Source organism: Paenibacillus vietnamensis (assembly GCF_020169515.1).
GTDB classification, from domain to species: domain Bacteria; phylum Bacillota; class Bacilli; order Paenibacillales; family Paenibacillaceae; genus Pristimantibacillus; species Pristimantibacillus vietnamensis.
In genome coordinates, this window is the sequence record NZ_JAHMHW010000018.1 from 15,905 (window position 1) to 30,734 (window position 14,830).

Genomic DNA, 14,830 nt, shown 5'->3' on the forward strand with positions numbered 1-14,830 from the left:
GCTTTCCTTTAACTAGGCAGTTGCATAGGATAAACGGTCGATAAAAAAAATCACCGAGAGGAGCATGAATATGTACCCTGAATCAGGCAATTATTATCAATGGTATAATCAAATGCAATTCCACCGGAATAACCAATGGAATAATGATTGGAATCCCCATTATTACAATTGGAACAATTGCAACTTTAGTCCTTATTACAGAGACATTACATTACAGGATTATGGTACAAGACCATTTGTAGTGAATATTGACCAAGCCGCCAAGCAAAACAACAATTACCGCACCGCTTTATGGACAGGTAAATATTTTCAAGTAACTTTGATGAGTATTAATGTTGGTGAAGACATAGGTTTGGAAGTTCATCCGACAACTGACCAATTCATACGGATCGAAGATGGCCAGGGACTTGTTCAAATGGGGGATAGCAGAGATAACTTGGATTTTCAAGTCATGGCGTACGATGATTATGCCATTATGATACCTGCAGGAAAATGGCACAATGTAACCAATACAGGTGATCGCCCTCTTAAAGTTTACGTTATTTATGCCCCGCCTGAGCATCCATTTGGTACCGTTCATGAAACGAAAGCAATCGCTCAAGGAATGAGGTAAGTGAACACAGCTTTGGAATATGCAAAAAATAACGTTAGGTTTGTTAATTGAACGTTGACTTTTCTAGCCGCCCTTTAGGGGCGGTTATTTGCGTTCGGCGAACATTTTTGAAAATAGTTCAGGCGGTACAGAAGGTTCCAACTCCAGGGGAATAATGTTAAAGTTGCTTTAGTAAAATCTTTTGAGAAAGGAGCAAGATAGCGTGTTCATAGTTAACGTAGAAGGTGCAATCTGCAGGGATGATAAATGGCTTGTTATTACACGAAGCACCAAAGAAGAACATGCGGGGGGTACTCTGTCTCTTGTGGGAGGAAAAGTCGACGTTGAAGGGAACACGCTCGAAATCCTGGAACGAACCGTAAAACGAGAGCTTTATGAAGAAGTCGGCATCGGGATAAAAGATGCTGTTACTTTTGTATACAGTTCCTCTTTTGTGACAGATGATGGATGCAACGTTATAAACATGGTTTTCCTATGCGAATACGACAGTGGTTCCGTACATAGCAAGAGTCCTGACGAGGTTGAAGCCGTACATTGGATGACCTGCGATGAAATAATGAATCATCCCCAAGCGCCTCCTTGGACAAAAGAGAGTATAAGAAGAGCGGCGCTGGCAAGGAGATAAAAATAATGATCAAACATGTTTATGTTGTACGGCATTGCAAAGCAGAGGGTCAGGAGCCTGATGCTAAGCTGACTGAACCAGGAATCCAACAAGCTGAGAATCTTGCCGAATTTCTCTTGGATAAAGATATTGAATCTATCGTTTCAAGTCCTTTTGAAAGGGCTTTCCGTACCATAGCGCCATTGGCTGAACAAATAGGTGTAGAGGTTGTATTGGATGATAGATTGGCTGAGAGGATTCTATCAAGCAAAAATCATCCTGATTGGCGCGATATGCTTCGCAAGACATATGATGACCTAGACTTACGTTACGAAGGCGGGGAATCCAGCAGCACGGCCATGGGCCGTGCCATTAGTGTAGTTATGGAGGTACTGAATAGTGAGTACAAAAACATTGTATTCGTTTCTCATGGAAATTTGATATCTCTGCTGCTTAAGCATTTTGATGACCGTATTGGATTTAAGGAGTGGGAATCTTTATCCAATCCCGATGTGTTTCATCTTTCCTTCTCGGAAAATAAGCCCTCCATTCGTCGAATATGGGCACCGCATTAGCGCTTGAACAGCACCGGGAAATAATCGTTATCGAAAGCCTGCCCGTCGACAGGGCGGGGACCGAGCAGACGAATGTTGTCATGCCGCTGGATGCCGGCGCGGTAACGGGTACCGCCTTTCATCACATGCGCCACGACGGAAAGCCGCGGATCAAAGGTCTGGTTCGGGCCGGATCCATGGAACGTGAGGCCGTGATGGAAGCTGGCTTGTCCCGCTTTCAGAATGCATGGCTCTTCTACCCACTCGCGTCCCCCCGCGTGCTTTTCCTTCAATTCCTCCATGTTCGGATTGAAAAAGGAGTCGCTTCCTTTGAGGAGTCCCCACTTATGAGATCCAAGTATCGTCATCATGGCGCCGTTCGTCAAATCGGTATCCTGCAGAGCGATCCAGACGGTGATCATGTCGGATGAATCCGAGCATTGCCAATAACCGTAATCCTGGTGCCAGCCTACATTGCCATCCTTTGATTTGTTCGTGCCGATCCCCGGTTTGTAGATGACCTGGTCGTGCCACAGCCGGATTTCATCTGACTCCAGCAAATCGGCCGCCAATTCCCCAATGAACGGATCCGTTACGACCTTGCGTATCTCGTCGTTAATCCACCAGCCGTTATCCAATTTCCGCAGCGCGTTCGGATTGTCGCTAAGCCGGAGGCCGTTCATCGGAACTCCGTCTCCGTCATAATCGCCCGACCAGATTCGCTCATGCGCGTGGCGCAACCACTCGATTTGATCATCATCGATCAATTTGGGACTGATCCAATAGCCGTCCCGGTTGAATACCTCTTTGTCCTTTGCTGTAATTTTGTACGTTCTTTCGGCTTGCAGGTTCATCTGTACATCCTCCTCGTTTAAGATTGCCCTCATCATAACTTATCTCTGCTCCGATTGACGTTCGTGAAATTGGGGAGTAGGATTAGAAACATGAAACAGAAATAGAAACAGAGAGGTTAAAATGACAACTTACGATCCGGACGAAAGCAAACCGATATTGAATGAAACTATGCCGCTCTCGTCATATTCCCGCAATACACGGTGGACTTACGATACCGCCGTCGATCCGCCGATTTGTCAGGTACCCGAGCTTGTTATGCTCGGCAGTGATGAATTGCGCAAAGCGCTGCCGCTCTTCGAACATGAACATCCTGGATGCTATGAGTTTGTTCTCATCGAACGCGGGAAGGCAGGGTGGGAGTTGGAAGGGGAGCAATACGAAACGCCGGCAGGACATTTATTTCATTCCCGCCCCGGCGAGAAGCACCGCGGCAGCTTCAACGTCATCGAGCCCTGCAAGTTTTGGTGGGTGATCATGCAAGCGCCAATACACGATGGCTGGTTACGCTTACCCGCGGAGGAATGCTTGTCCGTTCAAGAAGCGCTTGCGAGACTGCCTCGAGTTAAGCACGTAGGACTGCCGCCGGTAGAGAAGTTCAAGAGACTGAAGGACGCGCTGCTTTCAAAAAGTCAGCTTCGAGGCATAACTGTGCGCGCCGCCCTGCTGGACTTGTTGCTCGCTTGTATAGATTTGGATGCCGGTTTGCACGAAATTGCTGCCGATTTGAGGCAGCGGTTCGATCGACTGATCGAAAGATTGGGGACGGAGCCGGAGTGGCGTCCATCCGTCGATGAATTGGCATCCTTCGCCGGAGTCAGCGCCTCTCATTTCTACCGGACGTTCCAGGAATATACGGGCGAACCGCCGATCACCTTCGCGGAGAGGCTTCGAGTGAAAGAAGCTTGCCGGCAGCTGGAGACATCCCGAAATTCAATAACGGATATTGCGTTTCGCCTAGGATATCCATCCAGCCAACATTTCGCTACCGTATTCAAAAGGTATATAGGCACTACCCCGACTCAGTGGCGGAAATCCCGTCAAGTGTAAATGATGAAGAACCGCGTTACTGAAATGATTTTGGCATGGACGCTTTGGTGCATGAGAATTAGAATCGAGGTTGATAGATTATTACGGATACTATATATGTACATGTTCGTCATTGGCTTTTTTGGTATGGAGTATATGGATTTTGCAAAAAAAGTTGTAATGATGAAATTACACTATATTCGGATAAGGGATTGACGCTAGGAGCGACGACATATTCCAGCGTCTTATTTTTATCCTTAACATAGAGCCTTGTTCCATTTAATATAAAAACATGAATCAAGCTCCCGGCCGGGCTGGATTCATGTTTTTTTCTAGTATTTCGCAGATGGAGGTGCATGCCCGATGAAGTTTTTCTCCGTCAAAAAGCTGCTTTCCCCCAGTGTAAGCATACAGGGGAAAATCTTTGTTGCGTTTAGTTTAGTTACATTGCTAGGAATCGTTGCAGTAACAAGCATTGTTTATCTCTATATGAGAGAAAACGTCAAGGATAATGCATTTACTTCCGTCATGGACAGCATACGGCAAGCTGACGAATCCGTTAATCTCCGATTAGAGGAAATCGGTCAATTAAATACGGTTGTCGTGACCAATAAAACCGTGATTAACACCTTGCTAAGCGCTTCGGAGGAACCAAGCTACGAATGGTTCCAGGAGCAGAAGCGGGTCGAAGAATTTTTATCCGCGGTGATTGCCTATAAGCCTTATATCTCGCGTGTGGCTGTTATCGGGTTGAACGAAAAAGTGTTTTTTGTCGGGTCTCCGTGGCTTGACAAGAGTGTCATAAAGACGACGATGATGGATTATTTGCTTGAGCATGGCTCGGAGCGCGCTTATTATCATCAAACCGGGGTCAGCGACTCCATTGTTACGGGCCGCGAGCTCCGGTATAACCGGAATGTCATCGGTATTGTCATGTTTGATCTTAACGATGGATTTATTAAGAAGGCCTATGATGTCAAGCCTACATCGGACAGTATGCTGTATGTGATCGACGAGAAAAACGAATTTATTTATCAGCCTGATCAAAGCGTCTTTGACAAGGAGACTATCCTGAAGGTAAATCAGGAGCTGGCTGTATCCGATATCTCTGCCGAACGGATCATCGATAAGAAGTCTTACCTTGTTATCAGCCGAAAATCGGATTATACCGGATGGACTACGCTTGCACTCGTTCCTATGGAATCGTTATTGAAAGAAACCGTACGGATCCGTAATGTTTTGGCTCAAGTGGCCATCATTGTGTTTGTTCTTATTGTCATCGGTACGTTGCAGGTTTCTTCGAGAATTACTAGAAATATCCGCAGGCTCCGGTCCATGATGATACGTGTGATGGATGGCAATATGACGCTGCCCGCCTCGGAAATTCACTCAAAGGATGAAATTGGCCAGCTCTATCAGGTATTCAAAAGTATGGTGGAAGAATTAAAGCGCTTACTTGAGGGGATTGTGACCAAGGAGAGGGAGAAGCGTGAAGCGGAGCTGGCCGTGCTGCAGGCTCAAATCCGTCCCCATTTTCTCTATAACGCGCTGAATACGGTCAAGTATTTGGCCAAGCTTAACGGGGTGCCGAACATTGTAGAGGTATCGGAATCGTTGATCGAGCTTATGCGGGGGGTTCTGGGGAATTCGAATGAGTTTCTCACGTTACAAGAGGAGCTTCAGTATGTTCGCAGCTACGTCAATATTGAAAAGTACAAATATGTGGAGCCTCTTCAGGTAACCTTTGAAATTGAGGATGGAGAGCTGCTGAGCTGCGGCGTACTCAAGCTGATGCTGCAGCCCTTGGTGGAAAATGCGATTATTCATGGAATTGCTTCCGCGGGGCAGGGGGGGATGGTCTTGATTCGGGTGTACGAGGAGAACAGCGAACTGAGGATCGAGGTTAGGGATAACGGCAAAGGCATGACGAAGGAACAGATCGAGGCGATGTTCGAAGAGAATAAAGGACAAGCTTACTCGCGTTTCAGCGGCATGGGCGTCCGCAATGTGCATGAACGTATCGTTCGGCTGTACGGAGAGTCTTATGGTGTGTTTGTTTATAGCGAGCCTGATTCCTATACCAATGTACAGATCAGATTTCCATTGCTGCCAAGCACGGATCAAAAGCAACAGGAGGAATGAAGGATGTTTCAAGTCTTATTGGTTGATGACGAGGCCTTGGCCCGCAACGATATTAAAAGCATGCTGGATTGGGAAAAGCACGGGTTCACCATATGCGGTGAAGCGCAAAACGGGGTGATCGCGCTGTCCTTCATGGAGCGGCAGGCTCCGCATATCGCGATCCTGGATGTCAGTATGCCGACCATGAACGGGCTGGAATTAAGCGGCATCATTCGGGATCGGTTTCCCAAGGTAAAGATGATTATGCTGAGCAGCTTTGACGACTATGATTATGTCCGGGCTTGTCTAAAGAACGGTGCGATGGACTACTTGCTAAAACATCGCTTGAACTCTGCTGCTCTATTGGCGCTTCTGAATAAAGCGGTTCAGGATTTGAAAGAGGAAGAGAAGGAGAATGAGACGCGCAGCGCTCAGACCAGGATGCTCGAACGTTTGAGTCCGGTCATTCATCGCGAGTATGCGGCTAATCTGACAAGAGATGAAAGTGGAACCGGAGAAGAGCTGGAGACTTATGCACGGGATAATCAGCTGTACGTCCAATGTATGAATTATGCCGCCGCGGCTGTACAGATCGTTCCTTTTCAGCTGCTGACGGAAGCCTTGACCGATGTACAGAAGAACCGGTTCGTGCAGCGGGCCATGGATGTGATGCAAATGGCAATCGGCGATATACACAAACAGACGGTAGCCTATGTGGGGGAGGGACGCTTCATTGTCCTCTTCTCTTCGGCGGATCGAAGTGAGCACACCGCTGTATCCCAAATCAAACAGGCCTTGAGCAATCTAGCTCATTCGGTCGAAAAGTTTCTTAACTTGAAATGTGTTTATGCCATAGGGACGTTATGCGGGAGCTTAAGGCAGCTTGGCCTCAGCTACGGCAAAGCCAATAAAGAGATAAATGACCTCCTCAATCCGGGCATGAGCACAGCCGCCAAGAGAGAAGCTTTGTTTATGGAAGAGCAGAAGCAGCTGCTGCTTTATCTGGAGCAGCTGGATGAGGAGAGGATGAAAGGCGTCATCTCATCCATTTTTGCATCGCTGCCGGGTCTGCCCGTGTACTCCGCGACGATACAAGGCATTGTAAGCCAAATGCTTCATATGGCGGATATATCAATGAAGCGGCATCTTCCTAATGGGTTTATAGAAGATCATAAGCTGACACCTGCCCGGAGCGAGTTTGGTCGAATGGAGAAGGCAGCCGAGCTTGAGCGTTGGCTGATCGGATACTTCACGCGTATTATGGAGGCGATGAAGAAGCAGTATGCAGGAGGGAACTTCTCGCGGCATATATCGAAAGCCGTTCAATTTATTATGGATCATCATGCCTCCGACATTTCTTTGGATACCACAGCGAGCGCTCTGAATTTGAACCCGTCTTACTTCAGCAGATTGTTCAAGGAAGAAACGCAGATGACGTTCACAGAGTATTTGAATCGAATCCGCATAAAAGCAAGCTGCAGCCTGATGGAATCCGGCGTTTGTTCCTTCAAACAGATCAGCAGCCAGGTCGGTTTTGCCAATTATACTTACTTTTTTAAAGTTTTCAAAACGATAACGGGGATGACGCCGCAGGCCTATATGGATCAGCTAAAAGAGTCAAATAAGTAGAATGGAAAGTCATATATTTTAAATCTTCCGGTGAAATCCATTTTCTATAATGAGAGTAGCCCTTTTGGAAAACGCTTTCTTGGAGGCAAACCATTTGATCGGAGGACGAAAGAATGAAAAGAAATTGGGGGACGTTATTGCTTTCCACCTTGGTCGTTTCCGGTATGACGCTGACCGCGTGCAGCTCGGGTACACCAAGTGATGACAAAGGGGATCCGTCCGATACAGCAAATAATACGAAAAGCGTGTCTGCAGAAGGTTTTCCCATTGTCGAAGAACCGATTAAGCTGGAGATGTTCACGAGAATCGCCCCGACCAACGGTCCGTTCAAGGACATGCCGGTGTTTCAGGATTATGAAAAAATGAGCAATATTCAAGTGGAATTTACCGAGGCCCCAACGGATGGCTTTAACGAGAAAAAGAATCTGCTTTTTGCCTCGAATGAGCTTCCGGATGCGTTGTACCGCTCGGGCCTTACTCCGTTAGAGGCAACCCGCTACGGTGCAGGGGGGCAATTGATTCCGCTGGAAGACTTGATTGAATCCCACGCTCCAAACCTTAAACTGCTGATGGATACGTATCCGGAAATCCGTTCGGCCATTACGACGCCCGAAGGCCATATCTATGCGATTCCCGGCATTGTGACCGTCAATGCGGCCAGAACCGACAAGAGATGGATGAATCAGACCTGGCTGAAGAAACTGAACCTGAAGGAGCCGGAGACAACGGAAGAGCTATACGAGGTGCTGAAGGCTTTCCGGGATCAGGATCCTAACGGCAACGGCAAACAGGACGAGCTTCCGATGACGGCACGTAACGGCTTGAGCATTGTGCCGATCATGGGCGGCTCCTTCGGATTGGACTTCCAGCTGGGTTATAACATCAACCTGGAGAATGACAAAGTCGATATTTGGATGGGAAGCGAACGGAATAAAGAGCTGTTAATGTATTTGAACAAGCTCTATACGGAAAAGCTGCTGGACAACGAGCTGTTCACTCATAAGGAAGCCCAATATCTTGCCAAGCAAGGGTCGGGAAATACCGGCTTCTTCTTTGACCAGACGAATAATCCTATGCTGGATACGAAAGTGGCGGATCAATATATCGGGATTTCACCGGTCGAAGGACCGCACGGCGACCGGCTGCAGCTGGCTGCTCCGGTACCCCGGGATTTCGGCGCCTTCGCCATTACTTCGGTCAACAAGCATCCGGAAGCAACCATGCGCTGGGTGGATTATTTCTACGGCGACGAAGGCTCCACCTTGCTGCGCTTCGGCCGGCTGAACGAGCATTATGAATTGCGGGACGGCATTCCTTACTACACCGATGCTTTCTTGGCGACGGGGAATCAATCCAAGCTCACCCCATACGCCGGAGGCGGGGCGCCGCATCTGATCAGCGAGAAGGTTGCGTCCTACATTAATCCGCCTCAGGTACAGGAGGCGCAGAAGAAGCTGGATCCGTACATGCCGGAGATTCGCTACGCGGCACCGATGTTCGATGAGCAAACCGCGCAGCAAATAAATGTGCTCCGAAACGATATCGATAAATATTACGAAGAGCAGAGCACCAAGTTTATCGCGGGAACCCTCAGCTTCGATAAGTGGGAAGAGTTCCAGGCGACACTCAAAAAAATGAATATCGACGAGCTCCAGAAGCTGTATCAGGAAGCTTACGATAACATCAAAAACCAATAATAAGCACCCCATGATAATTGGAGGGCTACAGATGAAGAGTACAGCAACTACAACAGGCGCAGCGTCCCGATCTCGATCGGGACGCTCCCGCCTCCTGAAATCCATGAGCAGCCGATACGATCTCTACCTGATGCTGCTCATCCCTATCGTATGGTACCTGGTGTTTCATTATGGACCCTTGTACGGCTTGCAGATCGCGTTCAAAAACTTCAGCCCGGCCAAAGGGATCTTTGAAAGCAGTTGGGTGGGCTTGGAGCATTTCGAGCGGTTTGTAGAATCCTACTACTTCTGGAGACTGCTGTGGAACACCGTTTCCATTAACCTGTTTTCCTTATTGTTTGCTTTCCCGATTCCGATCCTGCTGGCGCTGCTTATTAACGAAATCCGCAGCAAGGCATTTAGTAAAATCGTGCAAAACGTGACGTATATTCCCCATTTTATTTCGATTGTTGTCATGGTCGGCATGCTGATGCTGTTTTTATCCCCGCGCGGCGGACCTGTGAATGCCATCATTGAAGCGTTAGGCGGAGAGCCCGTTCGATTCCTGGATTCGGCGGCCTGGTTTAAGACGATCTTTATCAGCTCCAACATATGGCAAAATATGGGCTGGCAATCGATTATCTATATTGCGGCCCTGAGCGGGGTAAACCCGCAGCTTTATGAAGCGGCCAAGATGGATGGAGCAAGCCGGCTGCGGCGAATATGGCATGTATCTCTTCCGGGCATTCTCCCTGTTATCGTGATCCTTCTTATTCTTGATGTGGGGCATTTCATGAATGTCGGTTTTGAGAAAATATTGCTGATGCAAAACAATTTGAATCTGGAATCCAGCGATGTGATCTCCACGTTCGTTTATACAACCGGCATTCTAAAAGGAGAATACAGCTACACGGCGGCCATCGGCTTGTTTAATTCCGTTATTAACCTGGCACTGCTGATCCTTGTTAATCGCTTTGCCCGTAAAAAGGCCGAGACAAGCTTATGGTGAGGAGGGCCCTAAAGGTGAAGGAACTAAGGTTAAAGAGATCAAGGTCGAATGACAAAATATTCGATGCCGTCGTGAACACGCTGGCTGCTCTTATATTGGCAGCGGTTCTGTATCCGTTGATTTTTATCGTTAGCGCCTCCTTCAGCGATCCGGCTTTGGTCCTGAATGGAGAAGTGCTGCTGCTGCCAAAACAAATAACGTTGGAGGCGTACCGGAACGTATTCGATAACGATCAAATCTGGAACGGATATGCCAATACCATGGTATACACGGCGATCGGAACGTCGGTCAATTTGATCATGACGACGTTAGCGGCATATCCGCTTTCAAGACCCGATCTGCCCGGGCGTGGAGTCTTCATGTTCATCATCACGCTGACGATGTTCATCAGCGGCGGGCTGATTCCATCGTATCTTCTCGTGAAAAGCTTAGGCATGGTGGATACGATGTGGGCGTTGATCGTTCCGGGTGCTGTCGCCACCTATAACTTGATTGTCATGAGAACTTATTTTCAATCCAGCATACCGTGGGAAATCCAGGAGGCGGCGCATATTGACGGCTGCTCGAACTGGAAGCTGCTTACTTATGTCATTCTGCCGCTTTCCAAGCCGATTTTGGCGGTTATGGTTCTGTTTTACGCGGTCGGTCACTGGAATTCCTACTTCAATGCGTTGATTTACATTCGCTCGGAGGAGCTTTATCCGCTGCAGCTGGTGCTGCGTGAAGTGCTTATGGTCAGCCAGTCGGACGCGGTCGACAGCAACGTGGGCCTGGAGTCGAAGGTGCTGCTGGCCGAGAGCATCAAATACGTGGTCATTATCATTTCCAGCTTGCCGGTACTGGTGATGTATCCGTTTGTGCAGAAGCATTTTGTAAAAGGCGTTATGATCGGTTCTTTAAAAGGATAATCGGAGGAAGGATGAGTTGCTGTCATGGTGCAATCGAGAGCTAGGATCAGTCTGAATTCGAGCAGAAAAGGCCGGGATCAAATAAATCCGTATCTGTTCGGACATTTTGTGGAGGATATTCGCGATCATATGGATGCGATGCTGGCCTATCCTCTTAAGGATATGGATTTTGAAAGTATGGATGAGACGTACCGGGGGCTTTCGGGAAGCTGGCGTCCTTATACGAACGGAAAGAGTACCCGATATGCCCTTGAAGCTGCAGCTGCGCTGCATTCCGGGCATAGTCAGATGGTTCGGGTTTACAGCGCGGACGATGCGTATGCCGGCATCTCCCAAGCCGTTGCCGTGAAGGAGGATCGGGACGGCTATGCTTTGGCGATATATGCAAGGGCTTCCGTAGAGATTAAATATGTAGCTGCAGAGATTGTAGATACGATGAGCGGAGAAGTGGTTGGGTCGACGCGAATCGATCTTGTCAGCCATAACTGGATGCATTATGAATCGCGTCTGCCGGTACAAAGGGACTGCGAGCATGCGGAGTTCAGGCTATATGTGCCTTCGGAGCATGAGCGATGGCTGGATCATGTGTCCACGGGAATGCTATGGCTGGATCATATTTCGCTGCTGCCTTCCGATAGTGTGGGCAATGTCCGTAAAGAAGTATTGGATATGACCAGGGACTTAAACGCCGGTATGATGCGGCTTGCAGGGAATTATATTAGTGCCTATCATTGGCGGCAGGCCATCGGTCCCGTCTATGAACGCCCTTGTGTTGTGAATGAAGCGTGGGGTGGCTGGACGAACAAGTATTTCGGTACGGATGAGTTTATTCAATTTTGCCGTGAGCTGAAGGTGGAGCCGCTTATTTGTGTGAACGATGGATCCGGCACACCGGAAGAAGCGGCCGAATGGATTGAATATTGCAACGGGGATGCCGATACGCCCATGGGGGAGCTGAGAGCCGCTAACGGGCATGTCGAGCCGTATGGCGTGAAGTATTGGGAAATCGGCAACGAGGTCTGGGGACCATGGCAGGTCGGCCATTGCAGCGCAGAGCAGTTCGCAGAGCGGTATTTGCAATTTGCCCGAGCCATGAAAGCCGCGGACCCCGGGATTAAGCTGCTCGCATGCGGGGATGTCAAGATGGAATGGAACCAAACGTTGATCGAACGGGCCGCCGAGCATATCGACTACGTAACCCTGCATTTGTACCATGGGTACAACCGGTTCGGAATGAATGAACGTACGCCGAAAGAGGAGCGTTATAAAGCGATGGTCTCTTATCCGGAATGGACGGGGAACACGATACAGGAGTTAAGGCAAATGTTCGAAGCCTCCGGGCGTTATGCTCATCTGAAGCTGGCGGTTACCGAATATAACACGATGTACTATCCGAATACGATCCGGAAAGGCCTTCCGAATGAGCATACCCTGGAAGCGGCGGTTGCGAACGCTGCGAATTTGAATGAATTGATCCGGAATAGCGACCTGGTTCAGATTGGCAGCTTTTCCGACCTTGTCAATGGCTGGCTCGGCGGTTGTATTCGGGTGGGCGATTACTATGCGGATCAGTTTCGCGGGAAACTGCCCGGCTGGAGTGGGAAATCTTCAACCGTATACGGCACGCCGACTTATTACGTTATGAAAATGTACGCAAACCGGGACTTGGGCTATGTGGTTCAGAGCCATACCGAATGCGGCAGCTTCAACGTCCACAGTCAGGTGCCTGCTTCTCCGAAGCTGGACGATTTGCCGAAGCTGGACGTCGTTGCTTGTACGAATGCCGCCGGAGACCAGTTGACGATCTTCATGGTGAATCGGAGTCTCGAAAGTATGATAACCGAGGTACAGCTGGACGGATTCGCCGAATCGGGTACGGTCCGGCTGCTCGAATTAACGGCCGACGATTATGAAGCTATCAATAATGTGCACCAGCCGAATTTCGTAGATTATCAAACACATGAGCTGTCCTATTCGAGCGGCCAAGTGATTTGTCAGCTCAGGGCGACATCCGTATACGTTTTGGAAATTTGCGAGAACAGGAAGGAACGCTATGACGACTAAAAAATATGTGAAAAATTATCCGAGACCGCAATTCGTGAGAGCCAATTGGATGGACTTGAACGGCGAGTGGCGGTTCGGCTTTGATGATGACAACGCAGGGGAAGCGCAGGGATGGCACCGAAGCTTCGGAGGAGACCGCCGGATTACGGTTCCCTTCACTTACGAGACGAAAGCCGGCGGGATAGGGGAAGAAGCCCATCATCCTTTCGTATGGTATAACAGGCGGCTTGACATTCCTTCGGATGCCGAGGGTAATCGGGTGCTTCTACATTTTCAGGCGGTTGACTATATCGCCAGGGTCTGGATGAACGGCGAATACGTGGGAAGGCATCAGGGCGGATATTCGGCCTTTTCCTTCGACATTACTCCATACGTGCAATTCGGGTCTTCCAACGAGCTTACCGTTCAAGTGGAAGACAGCAAGGACGCCACCCAGCCGCGAGGCAAGCAGCGGTGGGTGGACGACAGCTTTGAATGCTTCTATGTGCAGACGACAGGCATATGGCAGTCCGTGTGGCTGGAGTATGTCCGGCCGGATTATATCGATTCGGTAAAAATCACGCCGGATCTCGATGCCAGTACCGTCCGGTTCGATTATCAGGTCAAAGGCGATGTATGCGCCGGCGGTAAGCTTCGTCTGGAGACGATCATCTCCATGCAGGACCGCCAGGTTAAGCAGGCCAGTCTGGCCATTGACCGGCCGTGGCTGCAGCTGGAGGTTGATCTGGTCCACGAAATGAACGGACCCTGGAAGCGTCGTTATTGGTCGCCTGCACATCCGAACTTGTACGATGTGGAATTTATTTTGTACCGTGACGATGTTGTTGTTGACCGCGTCTATTCCTACTTCGGCATGAGAAAGATATCGATCGAGAAAGGCAGGGTGCTGCTGAACAATGTGCCGGTCTACCAGCGGCTGCTGCTGGATCAAGGCTATTGGCCGGACACTCATCTGACGCCGCCTTCCGAAGATGCGCTAATCAAGGATATCGAGCTCCTGAAGAAGATGGGATATAACGGCGTTCGCAAGCACATGAAGGTAGAGGATGCCCGGTTCTTGTATTGGTGTGATGTATTAGGCGTACTCGTATGGTCCGAGATGGCGGCAGCCTTCGAATTTAACGATAACGCGGTTCAAAAGTTCACGGCAGAGTGGATGGAAATCGTTCGCCAGCAGTACAACCATCCATCCATTATCACCTGGGTTCCGTTTAACGAGTCGTGGGGGATCATGAATATTTTCAAGGATGGCCGGCAGCAGAAATTTACGGAAGCGATTTATCACTTAACGAAAGCGTTCGATCCGAACCGCCCTGTCATCGTGAATGACGGCTGGGAGCATACGGTGTCCGATATATTGACGCTTCATGATTATGTGGAAACGAAGGAACAGTTCCTTAAGAAATATGCAAGCAAGGATGAGATTGTGAACAACGAGAAGACGTTCAACCAATGGAAATATGCGTTCGCAGACGGCTACAGCTACAAGGGGCAGCCGATTATCGTGAGCGAATTCGGAGGCATCGCTTTCAATTCGGACAAAGGCTGGGGCTATGGGAAGCAGGTTGCTTCGGAGGAAGCGTTCCTGGAACGGTTCCGCGGCATTCACGAAGCGATCAAGCAGACGGATTACATTGTCGGATATTGTTATACGCAAATTACCGACGTGCAGCAAGAGGTGAACGGACTTTTGACCGAGGAGCGGGAGCCGAAAATAACGATCGATACAATCAGGGAGATTAATCTGGCCTAATCTTCCATTAGGAGCTGA

General features: G+C 49.0%; 11 protein-coding genes and 2 pseudogenes. 11 read left to right on the forward strand and 2 right to left on the reverse strand.

All coding sequences use genetic code 11. The annotated features are described in order from the left end of the window. Positions 1-70 precede the first annotated feature (70 nt). The 3 genes from KP806_RS22850 to KP806_RS22860 all read left to right on the forward strand — a co-directional run bounded on the left by KP806_RS22850 (position 71) and on the right by KP806_RS22860 (position 1,792). Positions 71-613 carry a cupin domain-containing protein gene (locus KP806_RS22850; protein ID WP_224726067.1) on the forward strand — a complete coding sequence of 181 codons (543 nt, stop codon included), beginning with the start codon at positions 71-73 and terminating at the stop codon, positions 611-613. Positions 614-815: 202 nt separating this feature from the next. Further along, the gene (locus KP806_RS22855; protein WP_224726068.1) at positions 816-1,238 is read left to right on the forward strand and encodes an NUDIX hydrolase; all 423 of its coding nucleotides are present in this window, start codon (positions 816-818) and stop codon (positions 1,236-1,238) included. Between the two features lie 8 nt (positions 1,239-1,246). Further along, positions 1,247-1,792, forward strand: coding sequence for a histidine phosphatase family protein (locus KP806_RS22860; RefSeq protein WP_224726135.1), 546 nt, complete (start codon positions 1,247-1,249; stop codon positions 1,790-1,792). Here KP806_RS22860 and KP806_RS22865 read toward each other — a convergent pair. Beyond that, the gene (locus KP806_RS22865; RefSeq protein WP_224726069.1) at positions 1,789-2,625 is read right to left on the reverse strand and encodes a phytanoyl-CoA dioxygenase family protein; all 837 of its coding nucleotides are present in this window, start codon (positions 2,623-2,625) and stop codon (positions 1,789-1,791) included. The genes KP806_RS22860 and KP806_RS22865 overlap by 4 nt on opposite strands. Positions 2,626-2,746: 121 nt before the next feature. Between KP806_RS22865 and KP806_RS22870 the strand changes: the two genes are divergently transcribed. The 4 genes from KP806_RS22870 (at position 2,747) to KP806_RS22885 (ending at position 9,099) form a co-directional block, all read left to right on the forward strand. Next, entirely contained in the window at positions 2,747-3,673 is a 927-nt protein-coding gene (locus tag KP806_RS22870) for an AraC family transcriptional regulator (RefSeq protein WP_224726070.1), read from the forward strand. A gap of 342 nt (positions 3,674-4,015) precedes the next feature. Continuing rightward, the gene (locus KP806_RS22875; protein ID WP_224726071.1) at positions 4,016-5,794 is read left to right on the forward strand and encodes a cache domain-containing sensor histidine kinase; all 1,779 of its coding nucleotides are present in this window, start codon (positions 4,016-4,018) and stop codon (positions 5,792-5,794) included. A 3-nt stretch (positions 5,795-5,797) separates the two neighbouring features. Continuing rightward, complete coding sequence (locus tag KP806_RS22880) at positions 5,798-7,402, forward strand: response regulator transcription factor (protein WP_224726072.1); 1,605 nt, start codon at positions 5,798-5,800, stop codon at positions 7,400-7,402. A 113-nt stretch (positions 7,403-7,515) separates the two neighbouring features. Continuing rightward, positions 7,516-9,099, forward strand: a complete 1,584-nt coding sequence (locus KP806_RS22885) for an extracellular solute-binding protein (protein WP_224726073.1) — start codon at positions 7,516-7,518, stop codon at positions 9,097-9,099. Positions 9,100-9,124: 25 nt separating this feature from the next. On the opposite strand, the pseudogene KP806_RS28030 reads toward KP806_RS22885, so the two are convergent. Then, a pseudogene (locus tag KP806_RS28030) lies at positions 9,125-9,190 on the reverse strand (hypothetical protein); the annotation flags it as partial. Between KP806_RS28030 and KP806_RS22890 the strand changes: the two are divergent. The 4 genes and pseudogenes from KP806_RS22890 to KP806_RS22905 all read left to right on the forward strand — a co-directional run. After that, positions 9,170-10,087 (forward strand): annotated as a pseudogene (locus KP806_RS22890) (ABC transporter permease); the annotation flags it as partial. The pseudogenes KP806_RS28030 and KP806_RS22890 overlap by 21 nt on opposite strands. A gap of 56 nt (positions 10,088-10,143) precedes the next feature. Beyond that, on the forward strand, positions 10,144-10,995 hold the full coding sequence (locus KP806_RS22895; protein ID WP_397376426.1) for a carbohydrate ABC transporter permease: 852 nt from the start codon (positions 10,144-10,146) through the stop codon (positions 10,993-10,995). Positions 10,996-11,019: 24 nt separating this feature from the next. Further along, positions 11,020-13,059 carry an alpha-L-arabinofuranosidase C-terminal domain-containing protein gene (locus tag KP806_RS22900; RefSeq protein WP_263575842.1) on the forward strand — a complete coding sequence of 680 codons (2,040 nt, stop codon included), beginning with the start codon at positions 11,020-11,022 and terminating at the stop codon, positions 13,057-13,059. After that, positions 13,049-14,812, forward strand: a complete 1,764-nt coding sequence (locus KP806_RS22905) for a glycoside hydrolase family 2 protein (RefSeq protein WP_224726076.1) — start codon at positions 13,049-13,051, stop codon at positions 14,810-14,812. The genes KP806_RS22900 and KP806_RS22905 overlap by 11 nt, the downstream gene beginning before the upstream one ends. Positions 14,813-14,830 lie beyond the last annotated feature (18 nt).

Bases quoted from the DNA above. Each gene is read 5' to 3' on its own strand.
- KP806_RS22905 (WP_224726076.1), top strand. From the start codon at position 13,049: ATGACGACTAAAAAATATGTGAAAAATTATCCGAGACCGCAATTCGTG.
- KP806_RS22880 (WP_224726072.1), top strand. From the start codon at position 5,798: ATGTTTCAAGTCTTATTGGTTGATGACGAGGCCTTGGCCCGCAACGAT.
- KP806_RS22865 (WP_224726069.1), bottom strand. From the start codon at position 2,625: ATGAACCTGCAAGCCGAAAGAACGTACAAAATTACAGCAAAGGACAAA.
- KP806_RS22870 (WP_224726070.1), top strand. From the start codon at position 2,747: ATGACAACTTACGATCCGGACGAAAGCAAACCGATATTGAATGAAACT.
- KP806_RS22850 (WP_224726067.1), top strand. From the start codon at position 71: ATGTACCCTGAATCAGGCAATTATTATCAATGGTATAATCAAATGCAA.
- KP806_RS22875 (WP_224726071.1), top strand. From the start codon at position 4,016: ATGAAGTTTTTCTCCGTCAAAAAGCTGCTTTCCCCCAGTGTAAGCATA.
- KP806_RS22900 (WP_263575842.1), top strand. From the start codon at position 11,020: ATGGTGCAATCGAGAGCTAGGATCAGTCTGAATTCGAGCAGAAAAGGC.
- KP806_RS22885 (WP_224726073.1), top strand. From the start codon at position 7,516: ATGAAAAGAAATTGGGGGACGTTATTGCTTTCCACCTTGGTCGTTTCC.